Annotated in this window: 18 protein-coding genes; 6 read left to right on the top strand and 12 right to left on the bottom strand. The window is 65.6% G+C overall.

What is annotated here, in order from left to right; translation table 11 throughout:
* Window positions 1-169: 169 nt before the first annotated feature.
* Entirely contained in the window at window positions 170-3,559 is a 3,390-nt protein-coding gene (locus tag CH256_RS18085) for a transglutaminase family protein (protein WP_094670241.1), read from the bottom strand.
* Window positions 3,560-3,765: 206 nt separating this feature from the next.
* On the opposite strand from CH256_RS18085, the gene CH256_RS18080 reads away from it, so the two are divergent.
* Window positions 3,766-4,386, top strand: a complete 621-nt coding sequence (locus tag CH256_RS18080) for an RDD family protein (protein WP_082899037.1) — start codon at window positions 3,766-3,768, stop codon at window positions 4,384-4,386.
* Between the two features lie 127 nt (window positions 4,387-4,513).
* Entirely contained in the window at window positions 4,514-5,548 is a 1,035-nt protein-coding gene (locus CH256_RS18075) for a hypothetical protein (RefSeq protein ID WP_179272138.1), read from the top strand.
* A 67-nt stretch (window positions 5,549-5,615) separates the two neighbouring features.
* Here CH256_RS18075 and aspS read toward each other — a convergent pair whose 3' ends face one another.
* Window positions 5,616-7,400 carry an aspartate--tRNA ligase gene (aspS, locus tag CH256_RS18070; RefSeq protein WP_068050575.1) on the bottom strand — a complete coding sequence of 595 codons (1,785 nt, stop codon included), beginning with the start codon at window positions 7,398-7,400 and terminating at the stop codon, window positions 5,616-5,618.
* A 170-nt stretch (window positions 7,401-7,570) separates the two neighbouring features.
* Between aspS and ypfJ the strand changes: the two genes are divergently transcribed.
* Window positions 7,571-8,494 (top strand): KPN_02809 family neutral zinc metallopeptidase, encoded by a 924-nt coding sequence (gene ypfJ, locus CH256_RS18065; protein WP_068284208.1) that lies wholly within the window; start codon window positions 7,571-7,573, stop codon window positions 8,492-8,494.
* A 26-nt stretch (window positions 8,495-8,520) separates the two neighbouring features.
* On the opposite strand, the gene CH256_RS18060 is transcribed toward ypfJ, so the two are convergent.
* The gene (locus CH256_RS18060) at window positions 8,521-9,549 is read right to left on the bottom strand and encodes an Rv2578c family radical SAM protein (RefSeq protein WP_068050580.1); all 1,029 of its coding nucleotides are present in this window, start codon (window positions 9,547-9,549) and stop codon (window positions 8,521-8,523) included.
* 124 nt (window positions 9,550-9,673) lie between these two features.
* Between CH256_RS18060 and CH256_RS18055 the strand changes: the two genes are divergently transcribed.
* Window positions 9,674-10,144, top strand: coding sequence for a DUF3237 domain-containing protein (locus CH256_RS18055; RefSeq protein ID WP_068050581.1), 471 nt, complete (start codon window positions 9,674-9,676; stop codon window positions 10,142-10,144).
* 7 nt (window positions 10,145-10,151) lie between these two features.
* Here CH256_RS18055 and CH256_RS18050 read toward each other — a convergent pair whose 3' ends face one another.
* The 3 genes from CH256_RS18050 to CH256_RS18040 are packed head-to-tail and all read right to left on the bottom strand — an operon-like array spanning window position 10,152 to window position 12,761.
* A complete protein-coding gene (locus CH256_RS18050; RefSeq protein ID WP_094670203.1) occupies window positions 10,152-10,805 on the bottom strand; it encodes a hypothetical protein in 654 nt (217 codons plus the stop codon).
* A complete protein-coding gene (hisS, locus tag CH256_RS18045; RefSeq protein ID WP_068050587.1) occupies window positions 10,795-12,066 on the bottom strand; it encodes a histidine--tRNA ligase in 1,272 nt (423 codons plus the stop codon). The genes CH256_RS18050 and hisS overlap by 11 nt, the downstream gene beginning before the upstream one ends.
* Before the next feature lie 2 nt (window positions 12,067-12,068).
* Window positions 12,069-12,761: an MBL fold metallo-hydrolase gene (locus CH256_RS18040; protein WP_094641933.1), complete on the bottom strand. Its 693-nt coding sequence runs from the start codon at window positions 12,759-12,761 to the stop codon at window positions 12,069-12,071.
* Window positions 12,762-12,952: 191 nt separating this feature from the next.
* On the opposite strand from CH256_RS18040, the gene CH256_RS18035 reads away from it, so the two are divergent.
* Complete coding sequence (locus tag CH256_RS18035) at window positions 12,953-13,816, top strand: peptidylprolyl isomerase (RefSeq protein WP_094670240.1); 864 nt, start codon at window positions 12,953-12,955, stop codon at window positions 13,814-13,816.
* Window positions 13,813-14,607, top strand: a complete 795-nt coding sequence (locus tag CH256_RS18030; RefSeq protein WP_094670202.1) for a peptidylprolyl isomerase — start codon at window positions 13,813-13,815, stop codon at window positions 14,605-14,607. The genes CH256_RS18035 and CH256_RS18030 overlap by 4 nt, the downstream gene beginning before the upstream one ends.
* Window positions 14,608-14,676: 69 nt before the next feature.
* Here CH256_RS18030 and CH256_RS18025 read toward each other — a convergent pair whose 3' ends face one another.
* From CH256_RS18025 to yajC, 6 genes are all read right to left on the bottom strand, one after another.
* A complete protein-coding gene (locus CH256_RS18025) occupies window positions 14,677-16,980 on the bottom strand; it encodes a RelA/SpoT family protein (RefSeq protein WP_068050588.1) in 2,304 nt (767 codons plus the stop codon).
* 249 nt (window positions 16,981-17,229) lie between these two features.
* Entirely contained in the window at window positions 17,230-17,769 is a 540-nt protein-coding gene (locus tag CH256_RS18020; RefSeq protein ID WP_068050586.1) for an adenine phosphoribosyltransferase, read from the bottom strand.
* Complete coding sequence (locus tag CH256_RS18015; RefSeq protein WP_094670201.1) at window positions 17,766-19,469, bottom strand: ABC transporter substrate-binding protein; 1,704 nt, start codon at window positions 19,467-19,469, stop codon at window positions 17,766-17,768. Before CH256_RS18015 ends, CH256_RS18020 begins: the two co-directional genes overlap by 4 nt.
* 23 nt (window positions 19,470-19,492) lie before the next feature.
* Window positions 19,493-20,674, bottom strand: a complete 1,182-nt coding sequence (gene secF / locus CH256_RS18010) for a protein translocase subunit SecF (RefSeq protein ID WP_068050589.1) — start codon at window positions 20,672-20,674, stop codon at window positions 19,493-19,495.
* A gap of 1 nt (window position 20,675) precedes the next feature.
* Window positions 20,676-22,463: a protein translocase subunit SecD gene (gene secD / locus CH256_RS18005; protein ID WP_179272137.1), complete on the bottom strand. Its 1,788-nt coding sequence runs from the start codon at window positions 22,461-22,463 to the stop codon at window positions 20,676-20,678.
* 163 nt (window positions 22,464-22,626) lie between these two features.
* Window positions 22,627-23,037 carry a preprotein translocase subunit YajC gene (gene yajC / locus CH256_RS18000; RefSeq protein ID WP_094641939.1) on the bottom strand — a complete coding sequence of 137 codons (411 nt, stop codon included), beginning with the start codon at window positions 23,035-23,037 and terminating at the stop codon, window positions 22,627-22,629.
* Window positions 23,038-23,327 lie beyond the last annotated feature (290 nt).

Genomic DNA, 23,327 nt, shown 5'->3' with positions numbered 1-23,327 from the left:
TTCCTGCCGGCTCCACTCAGGGTGGTATCCACGGGCACCATCGAGCCGTTGTTCCTTCCGTCGGTCGATCACACTCCGCCGCCGGGTGACTCCGCTGCCTGCGGAACCACCCGATACGCGTCGGACCGAGATCGCTACCGGTCGACTCGTTCTCCTGTGCAGTCGCGCGTCAGGACGTGATGACTCCGGTCCGGCGCAGGTCGAGCATGCCGGGCGCGGACACATCGATCGCTTGGCGAGCGTGCATCTCGAGCAATCTTGCTACGTCCACCTTGCCCGAGGTGAACCCGCCCTCCTCGAAGCGGCCGTTACGGCGCGCTTCGGCTTCCACGGAGTTGACCGGCGGTCCCTCGTACGAGCGACCGCCCGGGTGCACCACGTGGTACGAGCACCCGCCGACCGCACGTCCGGTCTGCATTTCCACCAGATCGAAACGCAGCGGACTCTGCACCTCGATCGTCGGGTGCAGAGCACTCGGCGGCTGCCAAGCGCGGTAACGCACACCGGCGACCTGCACGTCCTGACGCTCGGTCCGCAACATCGGCACCGGCACCCCGTTGCACGTCACCATGTAGCGGCCCGCGTCGGCTCCGGCGACCTGAACCTGGATTCGTTCCACCGAAGAGTCCACGTACCGAGCGGTGCCCGAGGACGTCGATTCTTCGCCGAGGGTGTTCCATGGCTCGATCGCACCCCGCAGCTCGATCTCGGCGTCACCGACCACGGTGGTGCCGATTCGGGGGAATCTGAACTCGGTGAACGGATCGAGCCAGCTGGTGTCGAAATCGATGCCGTGCTCGCGGAGGTCCTCGACGACACGCCCGATATCGTTGATGACGAAGTGCGGCAACATGTACCGACCGTGCAGATTGGCACCGTGCCGGATGAGAGGTGCCTTCATCGGGGTGTCCCAGAACCGCGAGACCATCGATCGCACGAGCAGTGACTGCACCATCGCCATCTGATGGTGCGGCGGCATCTCGAACCCGCGCAGTTCGAGCAGTCCCAGTCGTCCGCGAGTGGAGTCGGGACTGTAGAGCTTGTCGATGCAGAACTCGGCGCGGTGCGTGTTGCCGGTGATGTCGGTGAGCAGGTGCCGCAGCGCTCGGTCGACGACCCAGGGCGACGCCGATCGGTCGGCCCCGGTCAGTCGTTCGATCTCGCTGAATGCGACCTCGAGCTCGTAGAGCGATTCCTCGCGGCCCTCGTCGGCGCGAGGAGCCTGCGACGTGGTGCCGATGAAGCGGCCCGAGAACAGGTACGACAGCGACGGGTGCCGCTGCCAGTGCGTCAGCAGCGAGACCAACAGGTCCGGTCGACGCAGAACGGGTGAATCCACCGGCGTCACCCCGCCGAGCGTGATGTGGTTTCCACCGCCCGTTCCACGCGTGGTGCCGTCGTTGTCGAATCCCTCTGTGCTCAAACGGGACTGACGCGCCTCGAGGTAGAGACGCTCCATCAGATCGTTCTGTTCCGCCCACGAGGAGGTCGGTTGCACGTTGACCTCGATCACACCGGGATCCGGTGTGACGGTGAGGGTTTGGATACGAGGATCGGACGGCGGACCGTAGCCCTCGATCACGACGGGCGTGTCGATGGTCGACGCCGCCTGCTCGACCCGCGAGACGAGATCGACGAAGTCGTCCAACCGATCCATCGGCGGCATGAACACGTGCAGGACGCCGTCGCGAACCTCGGCGACCAGTGCGGTGACGGCGGTGCCGCCCACCCCGGACGTCTCGTTCACCAACTGCGCGTAACGCGACTCGGCCGGGTTCACCGCACGCGGCGGTTGCTGGGTCAGCTGCGGTGTGGGCAGATCCGGCTTGGGCGCGGTGGGGTCTGCCGGGTTCTCGACGGGACCGCCGTCCCAGGAGATCGCGCGAAGTGGCAGCCGCAGGCCCGCGGGAGAATCGCCCTCCAGCAACACTATTCGGCCGCGGCGCAACTTCCAGTCCGAGCTCTCCCAGCCGGAGCCGTCCTCGGTGCGCGAGATGGGCAGAACGAATGCCGCAGGCTCGTCGGTACTGGCATCGAGCCGTTCGAGCAGTTTCTTTCTGGCATCCGCGGAATCGGCTCCCGGTTCGAGATCCTCGTCGTCGGCGGGCGGATCACCGTAGGGCTGGCGAACCAGGTCCAACAGTTTCACCAACGGGTCCTCGTAGGCGGGACGCGCCTGTGAGGCGGGCAGTCCGAGCGCCTTGACCAACTCGTCGATCAATGCCTGCGACGCCGAATTGTCCACCGGATCCGGGCGCAGGTCCTCGGCCAACCAGGGATCGGCGATCAGATCGGAGTCGTGCCACAGAGCTTGACCGTCGGTACGCCAGAACAGTCCCACCTGCCACCGCGGCAGAGGTTCGCCGGGGTACCACTTGCCCTGGCTGCGCTGCACCAGACCGTCCGGTGCGTAGATGGTGCGAAGCCGTTCAGCGAGCACACTTGCCAGCTTGCGCTTGTGCGGACCGTCGGCAGTGGTGTTCCACTCGGGCGCTTCCTGATTCTCGATCGCGACGAACGTGGGCTCGCCGCCGACGGTCAACCGAATGTCCTGATCGATCATCCGCTCGTCGATCTTCTCGGCTGTGGCCTTGATCGATTCCCACTGCTCGGCGGTGTACGGCAACGTCGTTCGCGGATCCTCGTGGACGCGGACGACGGTGTTCGAGAAGTCGAGTTCGGCCTTGCACTTGCTCGTCGCACCGGAGATGGCGGCGGCCGTCGACGGGTGCGGTGTGGCCGACAGTGGAATGTGGCCCTCGCCGGCGAACAGACCCGATGTCGGGTCCATCCCGACCCAGCCCGCACCGGGGAGGTAGACCTCGGTCCAGGCATGGAGATCGGTGAAGTCCTCCACCGGCCCGGACGGGCCGTCCAGCGACTTTACGTCGGAGGACAACTGAACCAGGTAACCCGAGACGAACCGCGCTGCCAGACCCATCTGACGCAGTACCGACACCAGCAACCACGCCGAGTCGCGGCACGACCCGACGGCGGACGTCAGGGTCAGATCGGGGGTCTGCACTCCGGGTTCCATGCGCACGGAGTACCCGACGTCGCCCATGACGGCTTGGTTTGCCATCACGAGAAAATCGATGGTGCGCAACGACTCTCCGCGTTCGGTGACAGCCGCCTGTAGCTTCTCCACCCAAGCCGAGACCACCGGTCCCGGTCCGGATCCGGCCTTGCCCTCGTCCACCGGCCGTAGATACGGCTCGAGGTCGGGCAGGTCGTGCTCTTCGTACGCGAAGCCGTAGTGCTCGGCCCATTCCTCGACGAAGAAGTCGAGGGGATTGATGGACGCCATGTCCGCGACGAGTCCGACGGTGATCGACAGGTGATCGGTTCGCTCGGGGAAGACCACCCGAGCGAGGAAGTTTCCGAACACGTCCTGCTGCCAATTGACGAAATGCTCCGCCGGCTCGATCTTCAGCGAGTACGCCTCGATGGGAGTGCGCGAATGCGGTGCCGGTCGCAGCCGAATTTCGTGCGGAAAGATCTTGACGGTGCGGTCGAATCGGTAGCTGGTGCGGTGTTCGAGTGCAACCTTGATGCCCACGGCGAGCCCCTCGTGATAGTCCCGGTATGGGTAGAACACCCAACCCTAGTAGGACCGGGCCCGGTGCGCTCGGCGAGAAATCGTGTCCGAAATGTACCGACCGGGCAGGTGTGTAGTGCTTGACACCCTCTTCGTGGTGGGGTTCGCTCGGCGAGAATCGAGTATTCGTTCGACGCACGCCACACTTTGCAACCAAAGGGAATCTCGTGAGCGACAATCCACCCAACGGACCGCAGTACGGGTCCGATCCGAACCAACCCCAGTACCCCACGAATCCAGCGTCCGGTTACCCACCGCCCGGCAACTACCCACCGCCCGGCAACTATCCGCCCCCGGGCAACTATCCGCCGCCACCGGTAGGCGGAAACGCCGGATTCGGGCTGGGCTCGCAGTTGCCCGGCGGCGCGCAGCCCGGCAGCCTCGGATCACGTTTCGCGGCGCGCTTCCTGGACTTGCTCATTCTCGCGATCGTCCAGATCATCCTGTACTTGATTCTCCCCAGCGGGTTCTTCGGAACTTTCCTGATGGGTCTCGCGACTGCGCTCCTCGGCTTCGCGTACTTCACGCTGCTCGAGTCCTCCCGCGGCCAGACTCTGGGCAAGCAACTCCTCGGTCTACGCACCCTCGGCCCAGCAGGCGGACTGCCCACTCAGGCCGAGGCGGCCAAGCGCAATGCCTTCCTTCTGCTCAACATCGTGCCGTTCGTCGGCAGTTTCCTGGTGATCGTGGCGTACATCGTCGTTGCGGTGACCATCAACTCCAGCCCGACCAAACAGGGCAAGCACGACGAGATCGCCGGCGGAACCCAGGTCATCAGCATTTCGTAACAACCCGTCCACGCACGAGCGGACCTCCGACATCAGGCGGAGGCCCGCTCGTCTGCGTTCACAGTGTTTCGGGGTCTCGGTGCTCCGAACCACCCCACGCGTCCCGACCACAGACCAGGAGAACGACGTGAACGACGATCCGACCGACGAACCTCGGCCCGGCCAGGGTTCCGATCCCGACCGCCCCGAAACGCCGAACACTCTCCCGCCGAACACGGGAAACACCCCGCCGCCTGCCGGCGGTCAGTACCTGCCCCCGCCCGGGAACTACCCGCCGCAGGGGAACTACCGACCGCAGGGACCTCAGGGCGGCTACCCGCCTCCCGGTGGCTACCCACCCCCGCCAGGAAACTACCCGCCTCAGATCGGCGCGCCCGGCAGCTATCCACCGCCACCCGGTGCGTATCCACCCCCGCCCGGCAACTACGCGAACTACGGCAACCAGGGGTACGGACAGGTGCCGTTGGGTCCCAATCCCGGTCGCCTGGATGTCGGTGCAGCGCTGAGCTACAGCTTTGCCAAGTTCAAGGACAACGTCGGCCCGTGGCTCGCCATCACGGCCATCGTGTGGGCTGTCAGTGCTATCGGGGTCGTCCTGATCTTCGCGTCGACGTTCACCGCGGCGATGGCAGCAGCCGACAGCGGTGACACGACGTTCACGACCACGACATCCGGGGTGGCCATCGTCGTCACGGCCATCGCCACGTTCGTGTCGTATTTCGTCAACGCCGCCTACGTTCGCGGAGCCCTGGACGAGACCGGCGATCCCGAGAAACCGTCGTTCGGGCGGTTCTTTCAACTCACCAACGTCGGCCAGATCGCCGTCCTGGCGTTGATCTGGACCGTCGTCAGCGTGGTGCTCGGTTTCATCCCGTTCCTCGGAACGGTCCTTCTGATCGCGATCGGCTTCCTCGCGAACTTCGCCTTGACGTTCCTGATCGATCGCAACCAGTCGGCGATCGAATCCATCAAGTCGAGTGTCGACCTGACCGTCAAGAACTTCGGCCCGATGCTGCTGCTACTACTTCTGTTGACCGCGATCAACATCGGCGGCGCGCTGCTGTGTGGCCTCGGTCTGCTGTTCACCATCCCGATCTCGGTGATCGCGACCAACTACGCCTACCGCGTCCTCACCGGCGGTCCGCTGTCCCCCGCACGCTGACCTGATCCGAACAGACGAATGTCCCCGCAACGCACTGCGCTACGGGGACATTCGTTTTCGAACCCTTCTAGGCCTCGGCTGGTTCTTCCTTCTTCTCCGGCTTGAAGTCGACGCCCGATTCCTTACGCTGCTGCGGCGTGATGGGTGCGGGCGCGTCGGTCAACGGGTCGATGCCGCCGCCGGACTTGGGGAACGCGATGACCTCTCGGATGGAATCGACTCCGGCGAGCAGCGCGGTGATGCGATCCCAGCCGAACGCGATGCCGCCGTGCGGCGGTGCGCCGTACGAGAAGGCATCGAGAAGAAAGCCGAACTTCTCCTGTGCTTCTTCCTTGCCGATACCCATGATCGCGAACACCCGTTCCTGAATGTCCTTGCGGTGGATACGAATACTGCCGCCGCCGATCTCGTTTCCGTTGCAGACGATGTCGTAGGCGTAGGCCAGAGCAGATCCGGGGTCGGTGTCGAACGTATCCATCGACTCCGGCTTCGGCGAGGTGAACGCATGGTGCACCGCCGTCCACGCACCGGATCCGACCGCTACGTCCCCACTGGCGGTGGCGTCGGACGTGGGCTCGAACAGCGGGGCATCGACGACCCACACGAACGCCCACGCCTTCGGGTCGATCAGGTCGAGCTTCCGAGCGATTTCGCCGCGCACGGCACCGAGCAATCCACGGGATGCCTTGACAGGGCCGGCGGAGAAGAAGATCGCATCGCCGTTCTTCGCGCCGACGTGTGCGGCGAGGCCGTCGCGCTCGGCGTCGGTCAGGTTCTTGGCAACCGGACCACCCAGCGTGCCGTCCTCACCCACGAGAACGTACGCGAGGCCCTTGTGGCCACGCTGCTTGGCGAATTCCTGCCATCGGTCGAGCTGCTTCCGGGGCTGGCTCGCGCCACCGGGCATGACGACCGCACCGACGTACGGGGCCTGGAACACTCGGAAGGTGGTGTCGGAGAAGAAGTCCGTGCACTCGACCAGTTCGATCTCGAAGCGAAGATCGGGCTTGTCCGAACCGTAGCGACGCATCGCCTCGGCGTAGGTGATCCGCGGAATCGGAGCCGTGAAGTGATGCCCGACGAGCTTCCACAGCGATGCCAGGATCTCCTCGGCCAACAGGATGACGTCGTCCTGGGTGACGAAGCTCATCTCGACGTCGAGCTGAGTGAACTCCGGCTGACGGTCGGCGCGGAAGTCCTCGTCTCGGTAGCACCGGGCAATCTGGTAGTAGCGCTCGATACCGCCGACCATGAGCAGCTGCTTGAACAGCTGCGGACTCTGCGGCAGAGCGTAGAAGCTACCCGGCTGCAACCGCGCCGGCACCAGGAAGTCGCGGGCACCCTCGGGGGTGGATCGCGTGAGCGTCGGAGTCTCGACCTCGACGAACTCGTGGTGCGCGAGCACCGAGCGGGCGGCGGCGTTGACATGAGAGCGCAGGCGAATGGCATGCCCGGGGCCCTCACGACGCAGATCGAGGTAGCGGTACTTCAGACGCGCTTCTTCGCCCGGCTGGTCGTCGAGCTGGAACGGCAGCGGTGCCGCCTCGGACAGAACCTCGATCTCGGAGGCCTCGACCTCGATCGCACCGGTGGGGATCTCGTAGTTGGCGTTGCCCTCGGGGCGGCCCTCGACCTTGCCGGTGACCTTCACGACGTATTCGGCGCGCAGGCGATGGGCCTGCTCGAGTGCTGCTCCCTCACGGAAGACGACCTGGGACACACCGGACGCGTCGCGCAGATCGATGAAGATGACGCCGCCGTGATCGCGTCGGCGGGCCACCCATCCCGTCAGCGTCACGGTTCGGTCGACGTGCTCGGGGCGTAATGAGCCGGCGAGGTGGGTGCGCAGCACGGGTGTCCTTTCGAGAAAAATCCGCTGATCGTGTTCTTCGCTCACCGATCCTACGGAGCACATGACCGTAGAAGGAAACGAGATCGCGACGCGGCATGCGAAGCTATGGCCGACAGCAGCGATGTGTGTTCTCGCCACAGGGTGGGAGCTCGGCGGAGAGGAACTCGGGCATGACCTTCAGAGAAGGTTCGCGGATGGAGCGGGGTCGAGTCTCCGTCGGCGGCAGCGGTGGCGGCGGACGCGGTGGCAAACTCGCCATCGGCGGTGGTGCAGGCGGCCTGATCATCATCGTCATCGCGCTGCTCTTCGGCGGAGATCCCGGTTCGATTCTCAATCAGATCAGTGGCGGTGACAGCTCGGCGGGGCAGGTCGACTCCGGCACCTCGGGGACCCTCGAGGGCTGCGAGACCGAGGCGGACGCGAACACCAAGATCGACTGCCGTATCGGATTCACGGTATCGAGCCTGGACACCGTCTGGGAATCGCAGCTGCAAGCTCAGACCGGCGTCGCCTACGTTCAGCCCGGCGTGAATCTGTTCTCGGGAGCAACCAACACCGGCTGCGGCAACGCCACCAGCGCCGTCGGGCCATTCTACTGCCCCGCCGATTCCACCGCCTACTTCGACACCAGCTTCTTCCAGGTTCTCGTCGACCAGTTCGGCTCGAGCGGCGGCCCCTTGGCGCAGGAGTACGTGGTGGCGCACGAGGTCGGCCACCACCTGCAGAACCAACTGGGCGACATCGGCCGCGCGCAGGCCGATCCGCAGGGACCCGAGTCCGGTGGCGTCAAGGTGGAGCTGCAGGCCGATTGCTACGCGGGAATCTGGGCGCACTATGCAGCCGACACAGTCGATCCGGACACCGGGGTTCCGTTCCTCGAGCCGCTGACCACCACCGACATCGATGACGCTCTCTCCGCCGCGTCGTCGGTGGGCGACGACCGGATTCAGCAGGCATCCACCGGCAGCGTCAACCCCGAGGGCTGGACGCACGGTTCGTCTGCACAGCGACAGGCATGGTTCACCGCGGGCTACGAGACCGGGCAGGTGGCGGCCTGCGATACGTTCTCGGCGCGGGACCTGAACAATCCCTGATCCCCGAAGTAGTCGGAACGACGTAGTCAGAACAAGGTGAGGGCCGGCCCCGAGGTCACCGACGCTCGGGGTTCGGCAGGTTCGTTCACGGGCAGCGAGCGGGTCTGCTCTGGGGCGAACCCGTACTTGTCGAGCAACGGATCGATGCGGCCACGTAGCCACTGCTTGTACTCCGGAGTCACGTAGGCCCCGTGCCCATAGAGCTGACGGTACCGCCGCACCAACGCGGGGTGCTCCTTCACCAGCCAGCTCATGTACCAATCTTTGGTGCTCGAACGCAGATGCATCGGCAGGGCCGTCACGGTCGTCGCACCCGCCTCGGCCAGAGCGCCGATGAGGCCGTCCAGTTGCTTGGCCCCGTCGGTGAGAAACGGAATGACCGGTGCCACCAGAACTCCGCACTCCAGTCCGGCGTCGCGGACCGCTCGAACGAGGTCCAATCGTGCTCGCGGACCGGGGGTTCCGGGCTCGAGCTGCTTCTGCAGGTCGGCGTCGTGAATAGCGAGGCTGATGCTCACGTGCACGTCGACTTGCTGGGCGGCCAACGTCAACAGGGGTAGATCGCGTCGCAAGAGTGTGCCCTTGGTCAGAATCGAGAACGGAGTGCCAGATTCGGTCAGCGCCCGAATGATGCCGGGCATCAACCGATATCGGCCCTCCGCGCGTTGGTAGGGGTCGGTGTTGGTTCCCAGCGCCACCGGCTCACGCTTCCACGATCGCCGCGAAAGCTCCTTGCGCAGAACGGCCGCGACGTTGGTCTTGACGACAATCTGCGAGTCGAAGTCGTTGCCGGAGTCCAGATCCAGGTACTCGTGGGTGGGGCGGGCGAAGCAGTATCGACATGCGTGCGAGCATCCGCGCATCGGGTTGACGGTCCACGAGAAGGGCACCTGCGATTCGCTCGGAACCTCGTTCAGGGCGCTCTTGCACAGCACCTCGTGGAAGGTGATGCCCTCGAACTCCGGCGTCTGCACGCTGCGGACCAAACCCGACCGCTCGAGCCCCGGTAGCGCCCCGTCGTCCGCGGCGTCGAGAGTCTGACCCGCCCATCGCATGCACACAGTCGAACATTTGTTCTATGCCGTGTCAAGGCCGGCCCGCCACTGCCGATCCCCGCTCGGGTGTGGTCATGGGAAGGCGATACCGTAGGCCCCCAGTCGATCCTAGGAGTGCACCGCCGTGACCGCCCCGAACACACCGACCCTCGAACCCATTCTGCGTCTCGGCCTCACACTCGGACCTGGAATCGACATCGGTTCGGTACCCGCGGGCGAGCGGGTCGTCACCACCGTGCTCGGCGGCGCAGCTCCCGGCCCCGACATCGAGGGAACTCTCGCAGCCGGGTCGACCGTCGTCAGCGTGACGCGGTCCGACGGATGCACCGAGTTCAGCAGCGACCTCGTTCTGGAATTGGCGACCGGAGGCTACCTCTCCTTGGACTACCGAGGGGTTCAGTTCGGGCCTGCCGAGGTCATCGAAGCTCTGAACGATCCCGAGCGAGAGGTCGATCCCGCCACGTACTACTTCCGCGGCACACTCCGCGTGTCGACCGCAGTGCCGAAGTTCACCTATCTCAACCGCGCACTCGTCGTCACGTCCGGATCCCGCTCCGCCGAAGCCGTCGTGCTCGACGCCTTCCTGGTCACCTGATCACGGTTCAGTCGAGCAACTGCGCGACCTCGCGGTCGGTCAGCGTCGCCTGCGGAGTTCGCCCTTTGCTGCGAACCAGTTCGACGGCGCGATAGAGCGGCCGCTGATCGAGTCCGGCATCGCGCGCCTCGGCACGTAGCTGATCCACCAGCACCGATGCGATCGCTGCGGCTGGTACCAGCTCGGTGGTCCACAGCGAGTCGGCGAGGCTGCGTAACGCGAGAATCGGCAGCTCACGGCCCCCGTCCCTGGTGTAGAGCGCAAGCGGAACCACGATGTGTGTACGCCCGTCGTAGAGCCGCAGCGAGATCTGATCGATTCCGGCCGTCCGAATCGTCAGTTCGGCCGTCACCACCTCCGGCATTTTCAGCCGGCGAGTGCGCAACCCTCGCGCGCACAGTTGCGGGCCGTCGAGCCACACCCGTCGGCGCAGACCGAGCCAACCCGACAGCACTGCGGGACCGCCGACGATCACCCCGACGAGAACTGCGACCCACACCGGCGCGAACAGCGCCAGGACGACGGCGAGAACGATCCCGATCACGGCCGACCCGACCATTATCTTGCGCAGGCGCGGTGCCAGGAACTCCACCGAGACCAGGTCGAGGGCTACCGGCCCCGCGTTGGACCGAGAGTCACCGGGCCGGGACTCACCGGGCAAGGCGCGCTCCGAGGGCGTCGACCACGTCGGCCATCGGAACGGTGTCCTGCTCGCCGTTCGAAAGGTCTTTCACCAGAACCGATTCCGCAGCCAGTTCCTGATCGCCGAGCATCAACGCGAACCGCGCCCCGGACCGGTCGGCGGCCTTCATGGCACCCTTGATCCCGCGATTGCCGTAGGCCATGTCCACGGCTATTCCTCGTTCGCGTAGCTGAGCCGCGATGTCGACGATCGCCAGCTTGGCGCCGGCACCCATCGGAACGCCGAAGACCTGGCATCGTGACGTTGCGCCCGCGGTCTTGCCTTCGGCGGCGAGGGCCAGCACGGTGCGATCGACGCCGAGGCCGAACCCGATTCCGGAGAGCGCCTGCCCGCCCAGCTGTTCCATCAGCCCGTCGTAGCGTCCGCCGCCGCCGATGCCCGATTGTGCGCCGAGCCCGTCGTGCACGAACTCGAACGTCGTCTTGGTGTAGTAGTCCAGGCCCCGCACCATCCGCGGATTCACCAGGTACGGAACGTTCATCACGTCCAGGTATGCCAGCACTTCGTCGAAGTGTTCCTTCGCCGATTCGGAGAGGTGATCGAGCATCAGCGGTGCGTCTGCGGTCATCGCGCGCACCTCAGGGCGCTTGTCGTCGAGCACGCGCAGCGGGTTGATCTCGGCGCGCCGACGGGTGTCCTCGTCGAGCGGAAGCGCGAACAGGAACTGCTGCAACAGCTCTCGGTACTGCGGGCGACAGGTGTCGTCGCCGAGCGAGGTGATCTCGAGCCGGAACCCGGTGAGCCCGAGGGTCCGGAAACCGGCGTCGGCCACGGCGATGACCTCGGCGTCCAGCGCCGGGTCGTCGACGCCGATCGCCTCGACACCCACCTGCTGCAGCTGCCGGTACCGGCCGGCCTGCGGGCGTTCGTAGCGGAAGAAGGGCCCGGCGTAGGCGAGCTTGACCGGCAGCGCTCCCCGATCCAATCCGTGCTCGATCACCGCGCGCATGACTCCTGCGGTGCCTTCGGGACGCAGCGTCACCGATCGATCTCCGCGGTCGGCGAAGGTGTACATCTCCTTGCTCACCACATCGGTCGACTCCCCGACTCCGCGGGCGAACAGCCCGGTGTCCTCGAAGATCGGCAGTTCGATGTGGCCGTAGCCGGCGTTGCGGGCGGCGTCGAGCAGCCCCTCGCGGACGGCGACGAACTCGGCCGAGTTCGGGGGGAAGTAATCGGGGACGCCCTTGGGCGCAGAAAAGGCGGTCGGCTTGCTCACGTTCACAGCTTCCCTTGCTCGGGGTCGGTGAGTCCAACGAGGAACGGATTGGACTCCCGCTCCTGGCCTATCGAACTCTGTCCGCCGTGCCCCGGGAGCACCACCGTGTCATCACTGAGCGGTAGCAGCCGACTCGCGATCGATCGCAGCAGCTGATCATGATCGCCGCCGGGCAGGTCGCTGCGCCCGATCGATCCCGCGAAGAGGGTGTCCCCGGTCAGTGCCAACGGAACCGAGCCGTCGGGCCCGTCTGCATGGGCGAGGAACACGACGGATCCCTGGGTGTGCCCGGGGGTGTGCACCACCGTGAACTCGATTCCGGCGAGCTCGAGCCGGTGACCGTCCGTGAGCTCGATCACCTCGGCCGGTTCGTGGAACTCGAGGTCGCCCAGCACTGCCGCCAACGTCGGGCCCGTTCCCTTGATCGGATCGGCCAGCATGTAGCGGTCCTCGGGTGCGATGTACGCCGGGATGCCGTACTTTGCGCAGATCGGCTCCACCGACCACGTGTGGTCCAGATGACCGTGCGTGAGCAACACTGCGGTGGGGGTGAGCGAGGACTGCGTCAGGAAGTCGATCAGCGGATCCGCGGCGTCCTGACCGGGATCGACGACGACACACTCGGACGCGTCGTCCTGGGCCAGGATGTAACAGTTGGTCTGAAACATGCCTGCGGGGAATCCGGTGACGAGCAAGACAAACGCTCCTAAAGGCTGAGGCCGAAGTACCGAGCAAGCTTAGTGTGGCCGCTCGCGTCGGGTCCCCCCAGCATGCTCTCAGGCAACAGTGGCAAACTCGCGTTGGCCGATTCTCGGCCGGTTACCACACGATCGGTCCGTGCAGCGAGCGGGCGAGGTCGTTTTTCGACAAGCGGGAGGAACACGAATTGCCCAGCAACGAGCAACGGCGCGAGGCTGCCAAACGAAAGCTCGAACGCCAACTCGTACGCCGCGCCGAGCGAGCGCGGCGTCGTAAGCAATTGACGATCGTCGGTTCCGTTCTCGGCGTCGTCGCGGTCGTGGCCGTCGTCTCGGTCGTGTTCGTGGTGACGCGCGGTGACGACGATGCGAGCACCGCGCAGGAATCGTCGACGTCGGCACCTGCCGATTCGATCATCGCAGCGGGACGCACCGAGCCGCTGCCAGAGACGGTGAACTGCTCCTATCCCGCTGCTACGCAGCCGGCGGCCAAGGAGAACACTCCCCCGCGCACCGACAACGTCCCCACCAGCGACGAGCCGCTGAGCTACAGCATGACCACGTCTGCGGGCAACATCGGTCTGACGCTGAACAATCCCGAGGCTCCGTGCACGGTCAATAGCTTCGTATCGCTCGCCAATCAGGGCTACTTCGACGGCACCACCTGCCATCGACTCACCACGGGCGCGGGCCTGCAGGTGTTGCAGTGCGGCGATCCCACGGGCACCGGCTCCGGTGGTCCGGGGTACCAGTTCGCCGACGAATTCCCCACCGATACGTATGCCGAAGGCGACCCCGCCGCACAGACCCCGATCGCATACCCGCGCGGAACGTTGGCCATGGCCAACGCAGGCCCGGGTACCAACGGCAGCCAGTTCTTCCTCGTCTACGGCGATTCCGAACTGCCGCCCGCCTACACAGCATTCGGCACCATCGACGAGACCGGACTCGCCACTCTCGACGCCATCGCGGCCAAGGGAGTGGAGGGCGGCGCATCCGACGGAGCGCCCGCCGAACCGGTCGACATCACGTCCATGCTGAGCGACCTGTGAACCGCACCTCGGCGCTGACGATCGCGGTCTCGGCCACCGCGCTGGTACTCGCAGGGTGTTCCGGTTCGACCGAACCGGCAGCCGCACCGACCACCACACCGTCGTCGTCGACGACCACGACGACCGAAGCACCCGCGCCGCGTCCTGCACTCGACCTGTCCCGGTTCGGTGCGTTGCCGCCCGTGCCGCAGCCGACGACCGACACGGTGTCCTGCTCGTATCCGGCGGAGTCGCCGGCCGCCAAGGAGGTCGACGCTCCTGCGACCGACAACATCGACGTGTTCGGAAACGTCGACGTGACGCTGTCCACCAATCAGGGTCCGATCGACATCACACTCGACCGCACTCAGGCACCGTGCACCGTCAACAGCGTCGTCGGCCTCGTTCAGCAGGGATATTTCGACGGCTCGCCCTGTCACCGACTGACGACGTCACCGGGCCTCGAGGTAGTGCAGTGCGGTGATCCGTCCGGGTCCGGTCGAGGTGGACCGGGATACACCTTCGCCAACGAGTACCCCACCACCGCGTACACCGACGACCCGGCGCAGGCCGAGAATCCGGTGGTCTACCCCCGAGGAACGTTGGCCATGGCCAACGCAGGCCCCGATACCAACGGTAGCCAGTTCTTCCTGGTGTACGCCGATTCGGTGCTGCCGCCGCAGTACACGGTGTTCGGCACGATCTCGGACTCCGGTCTGCAGACCCTCGACGCCATCGCTGCGGGCGGGGTCACCGGTGGCTCCGAGGACGGCGCACCGGCGAACCCGGTGATCGTGGAGTCCGCCGCCTGAGTTCGCGCTCGAAGGCCGAGAGGGTGAGCAGAACATCTGCTCACCCTCTCGTCGTTCTCGGACTGCCGCTCAGGCAGCAGACGTCAGGCGGTACACGTCGTAGACGCCCTCGACGTTGCGCACCACGTTCAGCACGTGCCCGAGGTGCTTCGGGTCGCCCATCTCGAACGTGAACTTGCTGATCGCCACCCGGTCCCCCGATGTCGCGACGGACGCCGAAAGAATGTTGACCTTCTCGTCGGCGAGCGCCTTGGTGACGTCGGACAGCAGTCGATGACGGTCGAGTGCCTCGATCTGAATGGCGACCAGGAACACCGACGACGCCGACGGCGCCCACTGAACCTCGATGAACCGTTCGGACTGTTCCTCGAGCGACCGTGCGTTGGTGCAGTCGGTGCGGTGGACACTCACCGATCCACCACGGGTGACGAATCCGAGGATCTCGTCTCCCGGCACCGGGGTGCAGCACTTGGCGAGTTTCGCGACGACGCCCTCGGATCCGGTGACCAGTACGCCCGCGTCGCCGACCTGACGGGGTCGAGTCGGGATGGTCGACGGGGTCGACCGCTCGGCGAGCTCTTCCTCGACATCGCCGACGCCGCCGAGATGGGCGACCAGCCGCTGCACCACGTGGCGAGCGGACACATGATTCTCGCCGACCGCGGTGTAGAGCGCGGAGACGTCGACGTACCGTAGTTCGTGCGCGATCGCCGACATGGACTCGGCATTCATCAAGCGCTGCAAGGGTAGTCCGCCTCGACGAACCTCCTTGGCGATGCCGTCCTTGCCCGCCTCGAGAGCTTCCTCGCGGCGCTCCTTGGCGAACCACTGGCGAATCTTGGTCTTGGCACGCGGTGAGGCGACGAAACCCTGCCAGTCCCGGCTCGGACCGGCAGTGGCGGCTTTCGAGGTGAACACCTCGACCACTTCACCGTTGTCGAGAGTCCGTTCCAGTGCCACGAGTCGACCGTTGACCCGCGCACCGATACAGCGATGCCCCACCTCGGTGTGCACCGCGTACGCGAAGTCGACCGGACACGATCCGGCGGGCAGGGTGACCACGTCGCCCTTGGGCGTGAAGACGAAGATCTCCTTGACCGCGAGGTCGTAGCGCAGCGACTCGAGGAACTCTCCCGGATCGGCGGCTTCTCGCTGCCAGTCGAGCAGCTGACGCATCCACGCCATGTCGTCGACCTCGGCATTGTCCTGTGAATGCTTGCCCTTGGTCTCCTTGTAGCGCCAGTGCGCCGCAATTCCGAACTCGGCTGTACGGTGCATGTCCCGCGTCCGGATCTGCACCTCGAGGGGCTTGCCCTCGGGTCCGATCACCGTGGTGTGCAGCGACTGGTACACCCCGTAGCGCGGCTGCGCGATGTAGTCCTTGAAACGGCCCGCCATCGGCTGCCACAGCGAATGCACCACGCCGACAGCGGCGTAGCAGTCGCGGATCTCGTCGCACAGGATGCGGACGCCCACGAGGTCGTGGATGTCGTCGAAGTCGCGGCCCTTGACGATCATCTTCTGGTAGATCGACCAGTAGTGCTTCGGGCGACCCTCGACGACGGCACTGATGCGCGACGCGGCGAGTGTCGCGTTGATCTCGGCCCGAACCTTCTCGAGGTAGGTGTCGCGGGACGGCGCACGATCGGCCACCAGACGCACGATCTCGTCGTACTTCTTGGGGTGGAGTATGGCGAACGCCAGGTCTTCGAGCTCCCACTTGACCGTGGCCATTCCGAGCCGATGGGCAAGCGGCGCAATGACTTCCAGCGTCTCCTTGGCCTTGCGCGCCTGCTTCTCCGGGGGCAGGAACCGCATGGTGCGCATGTTGTGCAACCGGTCGGCGACCTTGATGACCAACACCCGTGGATCTCGCGCCATCGCGATGATCATCTTGCGGATGGTCTCGCCCTCGGCCGCAGTTCCGAGCACGACCTTGTCGAGCTTTGTCACTCCGTCCACGAGATGAGACACCTCGTCGCCGAATTCCTCGGTCAACTTGGCCAGCGAATACCCGGTGTCCTCGACGGTGTCGTGCAGCAGCGCCGCAACCAGGGTGGTCGTGTCCATTCCGAGTTCGGCCAGAATGTTCGCCACAGCGAGCGGATGCGTGATGTAGGGATCGCCGGACTTGCGCATCTGCGAGGCGTGCAGCTCGTCGGCCACGTCGTAGGCCCGCTGCAGCAATGTCAGGTCGGCCTTGGGATAGAGCTCGCGGTGCAGGCTGACCAGTGGCTCGAGCACCGGCTTGACCGCCGCGCTGCGTCCGGCGGTGATGCGGCGCGCCAGACGCGCCCGCACCCGACGCGATGCCGAGGTGGGGACGGGTGCCGAATTACGGGTTCCCGACGGAGCCTGCGCATCGTTCGCCACCGGGCCGTGGGGTACCGGAGTGTCGACGGCCGGGCGGGAATCACCGGACGCGGCCTCTTCTGTCGTGACGACGTCGACACCGGTCCGTTCGGTGACCCCGGTCTGATCGGCAACGGGCCGTTCGGGGACGGCAGGCCCATCGGGCAAGGGCTGATCGATGTAACGGGTCACTCTCATCACCTCCTGCCACACATTCCGCGTTGTTGCCGGAATTGTTCGGTCAACGCTTCGTGAAAGCGACTTTAGTCCTCATACTCGAACCAGGCAGCCGAGCGGGTAGCCACTGCACTTGTCGCGCCCACCCAGAACAGCGATCTCGAGAACCACAGCGGCTCCGGCGATGACTGCCCCCTGCTCGGCCAACAACCGAGCCGTCGCATCGACGGTACCGCCGGTCGCCAGTACGTCGTCGACCACCAGCACTCGCTTCCCGGTCACGTCGATCGCAGTCGGGATCTGCAACTCGGCGGTTCCGTACTCGAGATCGTACGACCGTGAATGCACCGGAGGCGGCAACTTTCCCGCCTTGCGCACCGCCAGCACACCGCACCCGAGTTCGAGGGCAACTCCGGCCCCCAACAGAAAACCCCGTGCGTCGATACCCGCCACCAGGTCGACGTCCTCGAATCCCTGCGCCAACTCCGATACGACGCTGCGTAACGCCGGCCCGTCCGCGAACACCGGTGTCAGATCGCCGAAGCGCACACCGGGGACGGGAAAATCGTCCACCCACCGCGTCAGCCTGGCCACGGCAGCGGCCGCACCCACTGCACCGTCTGCATCGTTCATCGAAGAAGCACCCACCGATCCATGTTCCATCCGGCACCAGCGGCCGTCGGGTTGGGCACCACGTCCTGCATGCCGTCACTGACGACGGTCGTACGCGGCTCGTTGTACAGGGGAAGCGACGGCATGTCGTTCCACAGGATGTTCTCGCCCTCGGTGGCCAGCGCCAGAATGCGCTCGGGATCGTCGGTCACCGCCAATTGATCGACGATGGAATCGATCCTGCCGTTGCTGTATCCGCCGACGTTCAGACCGATTCCAGTGCGCAGCGAATACCGTGCGGTCACCGCGGCAGCCGAACCCGACGGTCCAGGAAGCGATCCGCTGCTACCCAGGACGGCATCGACCGCCCCGGCCCGCAGGGCGGACGGTGTGAAGTCCGGCGAGCTCGCATCCTCGACGGTGATGCCCGCGGCGGCACAATCGGCGGCCATGCGGCTCACCACCTGGGCGCGCCGCGCGTCCGGTCCCCGGTAGCCGACACGAACGGTCATTGCATTCTCGCCTGCGGCCTCGAGCTCTCGGCCGGCCTGGTCCAGGTCCGAGCGCTGGTAGCGATCACCCACCACCGCCGCGACCGACGGGTACACCAGCGTGTCGGGCTGGACGAGTCGAGAGTCGACGACACCCGAGCCGAGACCCGCCGCTGCCGCCTCGGAACCGGGGTGACCCAGTGTGTCGAACAGATCCGATCTCGGGATGCATGCGGCCACTGCTCGACGTGCACTCGCCTGGCCCAGCACCCCCTGGGTCGAAAACGTCAACTGCTCGACGCCTCGCGACGGTTCCTCGGTGGTGGTGAAACCCTCGGTGGTCCCGAGATCGACGGCACCGGCACCGTGGTCGACCACGTCCAGCGAGCCGTCCGCGGACTTCGCCGCCAGGTCGGTGCCCTTGGGCCAGACGACCACCTGTTCGGTCTGAGGCGGGTTTCCCCACCAGGCGTCGTTCGCCACGAGCACGAGACCGTCCTCGGCGGAGTAGGACTCGACCCGGTACGGGCCGGCCGAGGGCAGCAGCGAGAGGTCGATCGAACCCGGTGTCAGGTTCCATCCGGTGTTCCAGAAGTCGGCGATGCGGCGCACCACGTCGTCGTCCTCGGCCAGGATGGGATCGACGACGTTCTGCACGCCTGCGGCCCGGGCCGCGACATGCGCCGGTAGCAGATCGGTGGCGCCGAACAGGGCTCGCCAGTTCTGGTAGCTGCGGCCGGATGCGAAGACGACGGTGGCTTCCTTGGCCCCCGGAACGCAATCGATGCGCTCGATGTCGGAGTACCCGGCCGTCGACGCCGCGTCGAACATGGGGCCGTCGGTGGCGAACCTTCCGCTGTTCGCCGCCCAGGCCAACACCAGGTCGTCGCAGGCCATCGGCACACCGTCCGAGTACGTCGCGGCCGGGGCGATGGCGTACTGCACGGTCAGAGTGTCACCGGGTACCACCGATACTGTTCCGATGTCGTTGTCCGACAACGCGTCTCCCTCGGGCCCGAGGTAGCTGAAGCCCACCTGCACCCGGGTGAACGCCTGCCGGGCTCCCGACGCCGCGCCGTCGACGGTTCTGGCGTTGTACGTGTTCACCACGTTGTCGAACGAGTAGCCGATCGAGGGCACCTTGTCCTCGGGCGACGAACACGCCGTGATGGACACCGCGCCGACACTCGCTGCCACCAGTGCCGCGATCCACCGTCGTTTCACGTGCACTCTCCGTCCCTGTCGAAGGTGGTCTACCGACGCTTCTTGTTTCGTTTCCCGGTGGGGCGGTTGCCCGGCTGGGGAGCAGAAGACTTCGGAGTTGCCACGCCGACAGCCACCGGCTCCGGAGCGAGACCGGCCGCGCGAGCTGCCGCCTCGGCGCGCTTGGAGTGGACCTTGCGGGTGTGGACTGCGACGGGGCCCCACTTCTCCTTGAGCGTCACCAGCAACGGAGTGGCGAAGAAGATCGACGAGTAGGCACCGACGATCATGCCGACCAGCTGTACCAGCGCCAGATCCTTGAGCGTGCCCACTCCGAGTAGCCACACCGCGATGATCATCAGTGCGATCACCGGGAGAACACCGATCACGGTGGTGTTGATCGAGCGCATCAGGGTCTGGTTGACGGCCAGGTTCGCCTGTTCGGCGTAGGTCTTGCGATGCAGGTTGAGGATGCCCCGGGTGTTCTCCTCGACCTTGTCGAACACCACCACGGAGTCGTACAGGGAGAAGCCGAGGATCGTCAGCAGACCGATGACCGTCGCAGGCGTCACCTCGAATCCGACGAGCGAGTACACACCTGCGGTCACCAGAAGGTCGAAGGCCAGGGCAGCCAGAGCCGCCAACGCCATGTCTCGCTCGTATCGGACCGCGATGTAGATACTGACTATGACCAGGAAGACCACGAGTGCGATCAGGGCCTTCTGGGTGATCTGACTGCCCCAGGTCTCACTGACGTCGGACACGCTGATGGCATTCGGGGTAGCGGTACCCGAGTTGTCCTGCGGCTGGAAGGCCTCGAACAACGCCTGGCGAAGGGTGTCCACTTCGGCGGGGTCGAGAGCTTCGGAGCGAATCTGCACCGTCGCTGCGGCACCCGAACCGACGGTCTGTACCGACACCGGCGGCATGCCGAGCGAGTCGTCGTAGACGGTTTCGACCTGCTCGGTGGAGATGTTGTCGGCGGCGGGCAGCGCGATCCGGGTTCCGCCCTCGAAATCGATACCGAGTGTGAAGCCGCGGACGAGGAAGCTCAGCAGGCACACCAGCACGATGACGCCGGTGAGGATGTAGTAGAACCGGCGACGACCGACTATGTCGAAGGCACCGGTGCCGGTGTACAACCTGGAAAACCAGCTGTGCTTGGGCTGGGTGGATTGATCGACGCCCGAATCGTCGAGGGGGGATGGGGTCGACGTGGTCGTGTCCGACATGTCATGCCTCCTTCGACGGCGCAGTGCCGGTCTTGACGGCGAGTGCCTTGTTGGCGGCGCGCTTGCGTTCGAGCGCGATCTGCTGGACTGCACCGAGGCCGTTGACCGACGGCTTGGACCAGTACGTGGATTTCGACGCCAGGTACACCAGCGGCCAGGTCACCAGCACCACGACGATGATGTCCAGGATCGTCGTCAGTCCGAGCGTGAACGCGAAGCCGCGGACCTGACCCACGGCCAACACGTACAACACCGCAGCAGCGATGAAGCTGACCGCGTTGCCGGACAGGATCGTCTTGCGTGCGCGAGCCCAGCCGCGAGGAACCGCCGACCGGAAGCTGCGACCCTCCCGGATCTCGTCCTTGATGCGTTCGAAGAACACCACGAACGAGTCCGCGGTCATACCGATACCGATGATCAGGCCTGCGATGCCTGCCAGGTCCAGCGTGAAGCTGATCCATCTGCCCAACAGAACGATGATTCCGTAGACGACTAGACCGGCCAGCGCCAACGACAGCGCGGTGAGCAGTCCGAGGGCACGGTAGTAGAGCAGGCAGTAGACCAACACCAGCGCCAGTCCGATGGCACCTGCGAGCAGTCCGGCTTCGAGCGAGGCCAATCCCAGTGTGGCCGAAACAGTTTCGGCTTCGGAGGACACGAAGGACAGCGGTAGTGAGCCGTACTTGAGCGTGTTGGCCAGCTCCGAGGAGGTCTGGGCATTGAAGTTTCCGGTGATCGAGGTGGCGCTACCGGCTGGGGTGGCCCCCTGGATGACCGGCGCACTGATCACCTTGGAGTCCAATACGAACGCAGCCTGCTTCTGCAGGTTGGCCGCGGTGAACTGAGCCCAGGTGTTCGAGCCCTCCGTGTCGAACGTCAGGCTCACCTGGAACTGTGCCTGCTGACTGTCGAACCCGGAGGTCGCGTCGGATATCTGCTGACCGTCGATGATCGTCGGACCGAGTAGATAGACGGCCGTTCCATCGGTCGAGCATGCGACGAGGGGAAGAGCGGGATCGTCGTTGCCTGCGAGCGGGTCGGCGGCGTTGCAGTCGAGGGACTGCATCGCGAGTTGTTGGACCTGCTGGTCCTCGCTCTGCCGCAGTGCCTTCGCGTCGGCGATCTCCTGGGCGGCACGATCGGCGTCGGACAGCGAAGCGTCGGTGGCGGGGTCCTCGGCCGGTGCGTCGGTGGCCGGTGCCTCGCTAGCGGGTGCATCAGTAGCGGGGGCGGGAGTCGGATCGACCGTCGTCGGATCCTGCGCCGGGAACACACGTTGCTGCGGAGTGGCCGGATCTGCGGGTGCAGCCGGGTCCGCCGAAGCAGCCGGGTCTGCAGGTGCCGCAGGATCGACCGGCGCGGCCGGGTCGACCGGGGTCTGCTGCGTGCCTGCACCCTCGCCCGTCGACGGAGCAACGGATCCGATCACGGGACGGATGAACAGTCGCGCGGTCTGCCCGAGGGTGCGCGCCTGGGAGCTGTCGTCGCCGGGCACCGTGATGACGAGGTTGTCGCCGTCGATGACCACCTCGGAGCCGGAGACACCGAGACCGTTGACGCGGGTCTCGATGATCTGCTGCGCCTGCTGCAAGCTGTCCTGCGTCGGTGCGTTGCCGTCGGGGGTCCGCGCGGTGAGTGTCACGCGCGTGCCGCCCTGCAGGTCGATTCCCAACTTCGGCGAGGGGTCTTTGTCTCCGGTGAAGAAGACCATGGCGTACACCGCTGCCATCAGCACCGCGAAAACGGCGAGATAGCGGGCGGGTTGCACCGGTCCGCTGGAAGGTGCCACGGTGTGTGTTTCTCCTCTGAGGCGATGGAAAATGTCGGTTCCTGCAGGGCCTGGCGGCCCGCTGTGTCAGCGGTGAGCGGTGCGATTGTGCACCACATCGGTCACCGCAGAGAAAACCGCTGCCGGATACTGTCTCCGACAGCGGTCGTCGATCACATCGAGCTCACTCTTTTTCGAGCCTCTTCGCCGTCTGCTCGACGGTCTCGTCCGGCCGGGCCGCGTCTGTCTTGCTCAGCGACGGTCCCGCGGTGTTGTTCGAGCCGAGGGCCGCGATGTCCGCCTCGGTGGTGGCGTCGATGTCGGTGTCGTCGAACTCGGAATCGTCGGGCAGCACCTCACGCACGACTGCGCGCGACCACGTGGTGATGACGCCGTCGGCGATCTCGAGGTCGATCGTGTCGTCCTCGACCAGGACGACGCGGGCGTACAGACCGGCGGTGGTGACGACCTCGTCGCCGATCTTCAGCGAGTCCTGCATTTCCGTGGTCTTGGCCAACACCTTCTTCTGTCGACGCGCATTGAGAAACAGCGGTACCAGAAGGGCCACGATCAGCAGCGGAAACAGCAAATCCATCGGAAGGTCAGTCCTCGAAGTCGGGTTCGATATACGTCATTGTCTCGTGCGAGAACGCCGCCGGTGCGGGCCTCGCAGTGGGTGGAATTTCGGTCCGATCCTCGGAGGTCCAGCAGGGATTATTCGAGTGAATCGGGCACAACAGGACACGAACGGACCGGACCGGTTCCAGGTAATGGCACACTGGGTAGCTGCGAGGCCCGCACCGGCGGCGTTCTCGCACGAGACAATGACGTATATCGAACCCGACTTCGAGGACTGACCTTCCGATGGATTTGCTGTTTCCGCTG

This window comes from Rhodococcus sp. 05-2254-6 (assembly GCF_002258565.1).
Classification (GTDB): domain Bacteria; phylum Actinomycetota; class Actinomycetes; order Mycobacteriales; family Mycobacteriaceae; genus Rhodococcoides.
The sequence above is the reverse complement of the archived record's forward strand: the minus strand, read 5'-3'. Positions and strand labels throughout refer to the sequence as shown.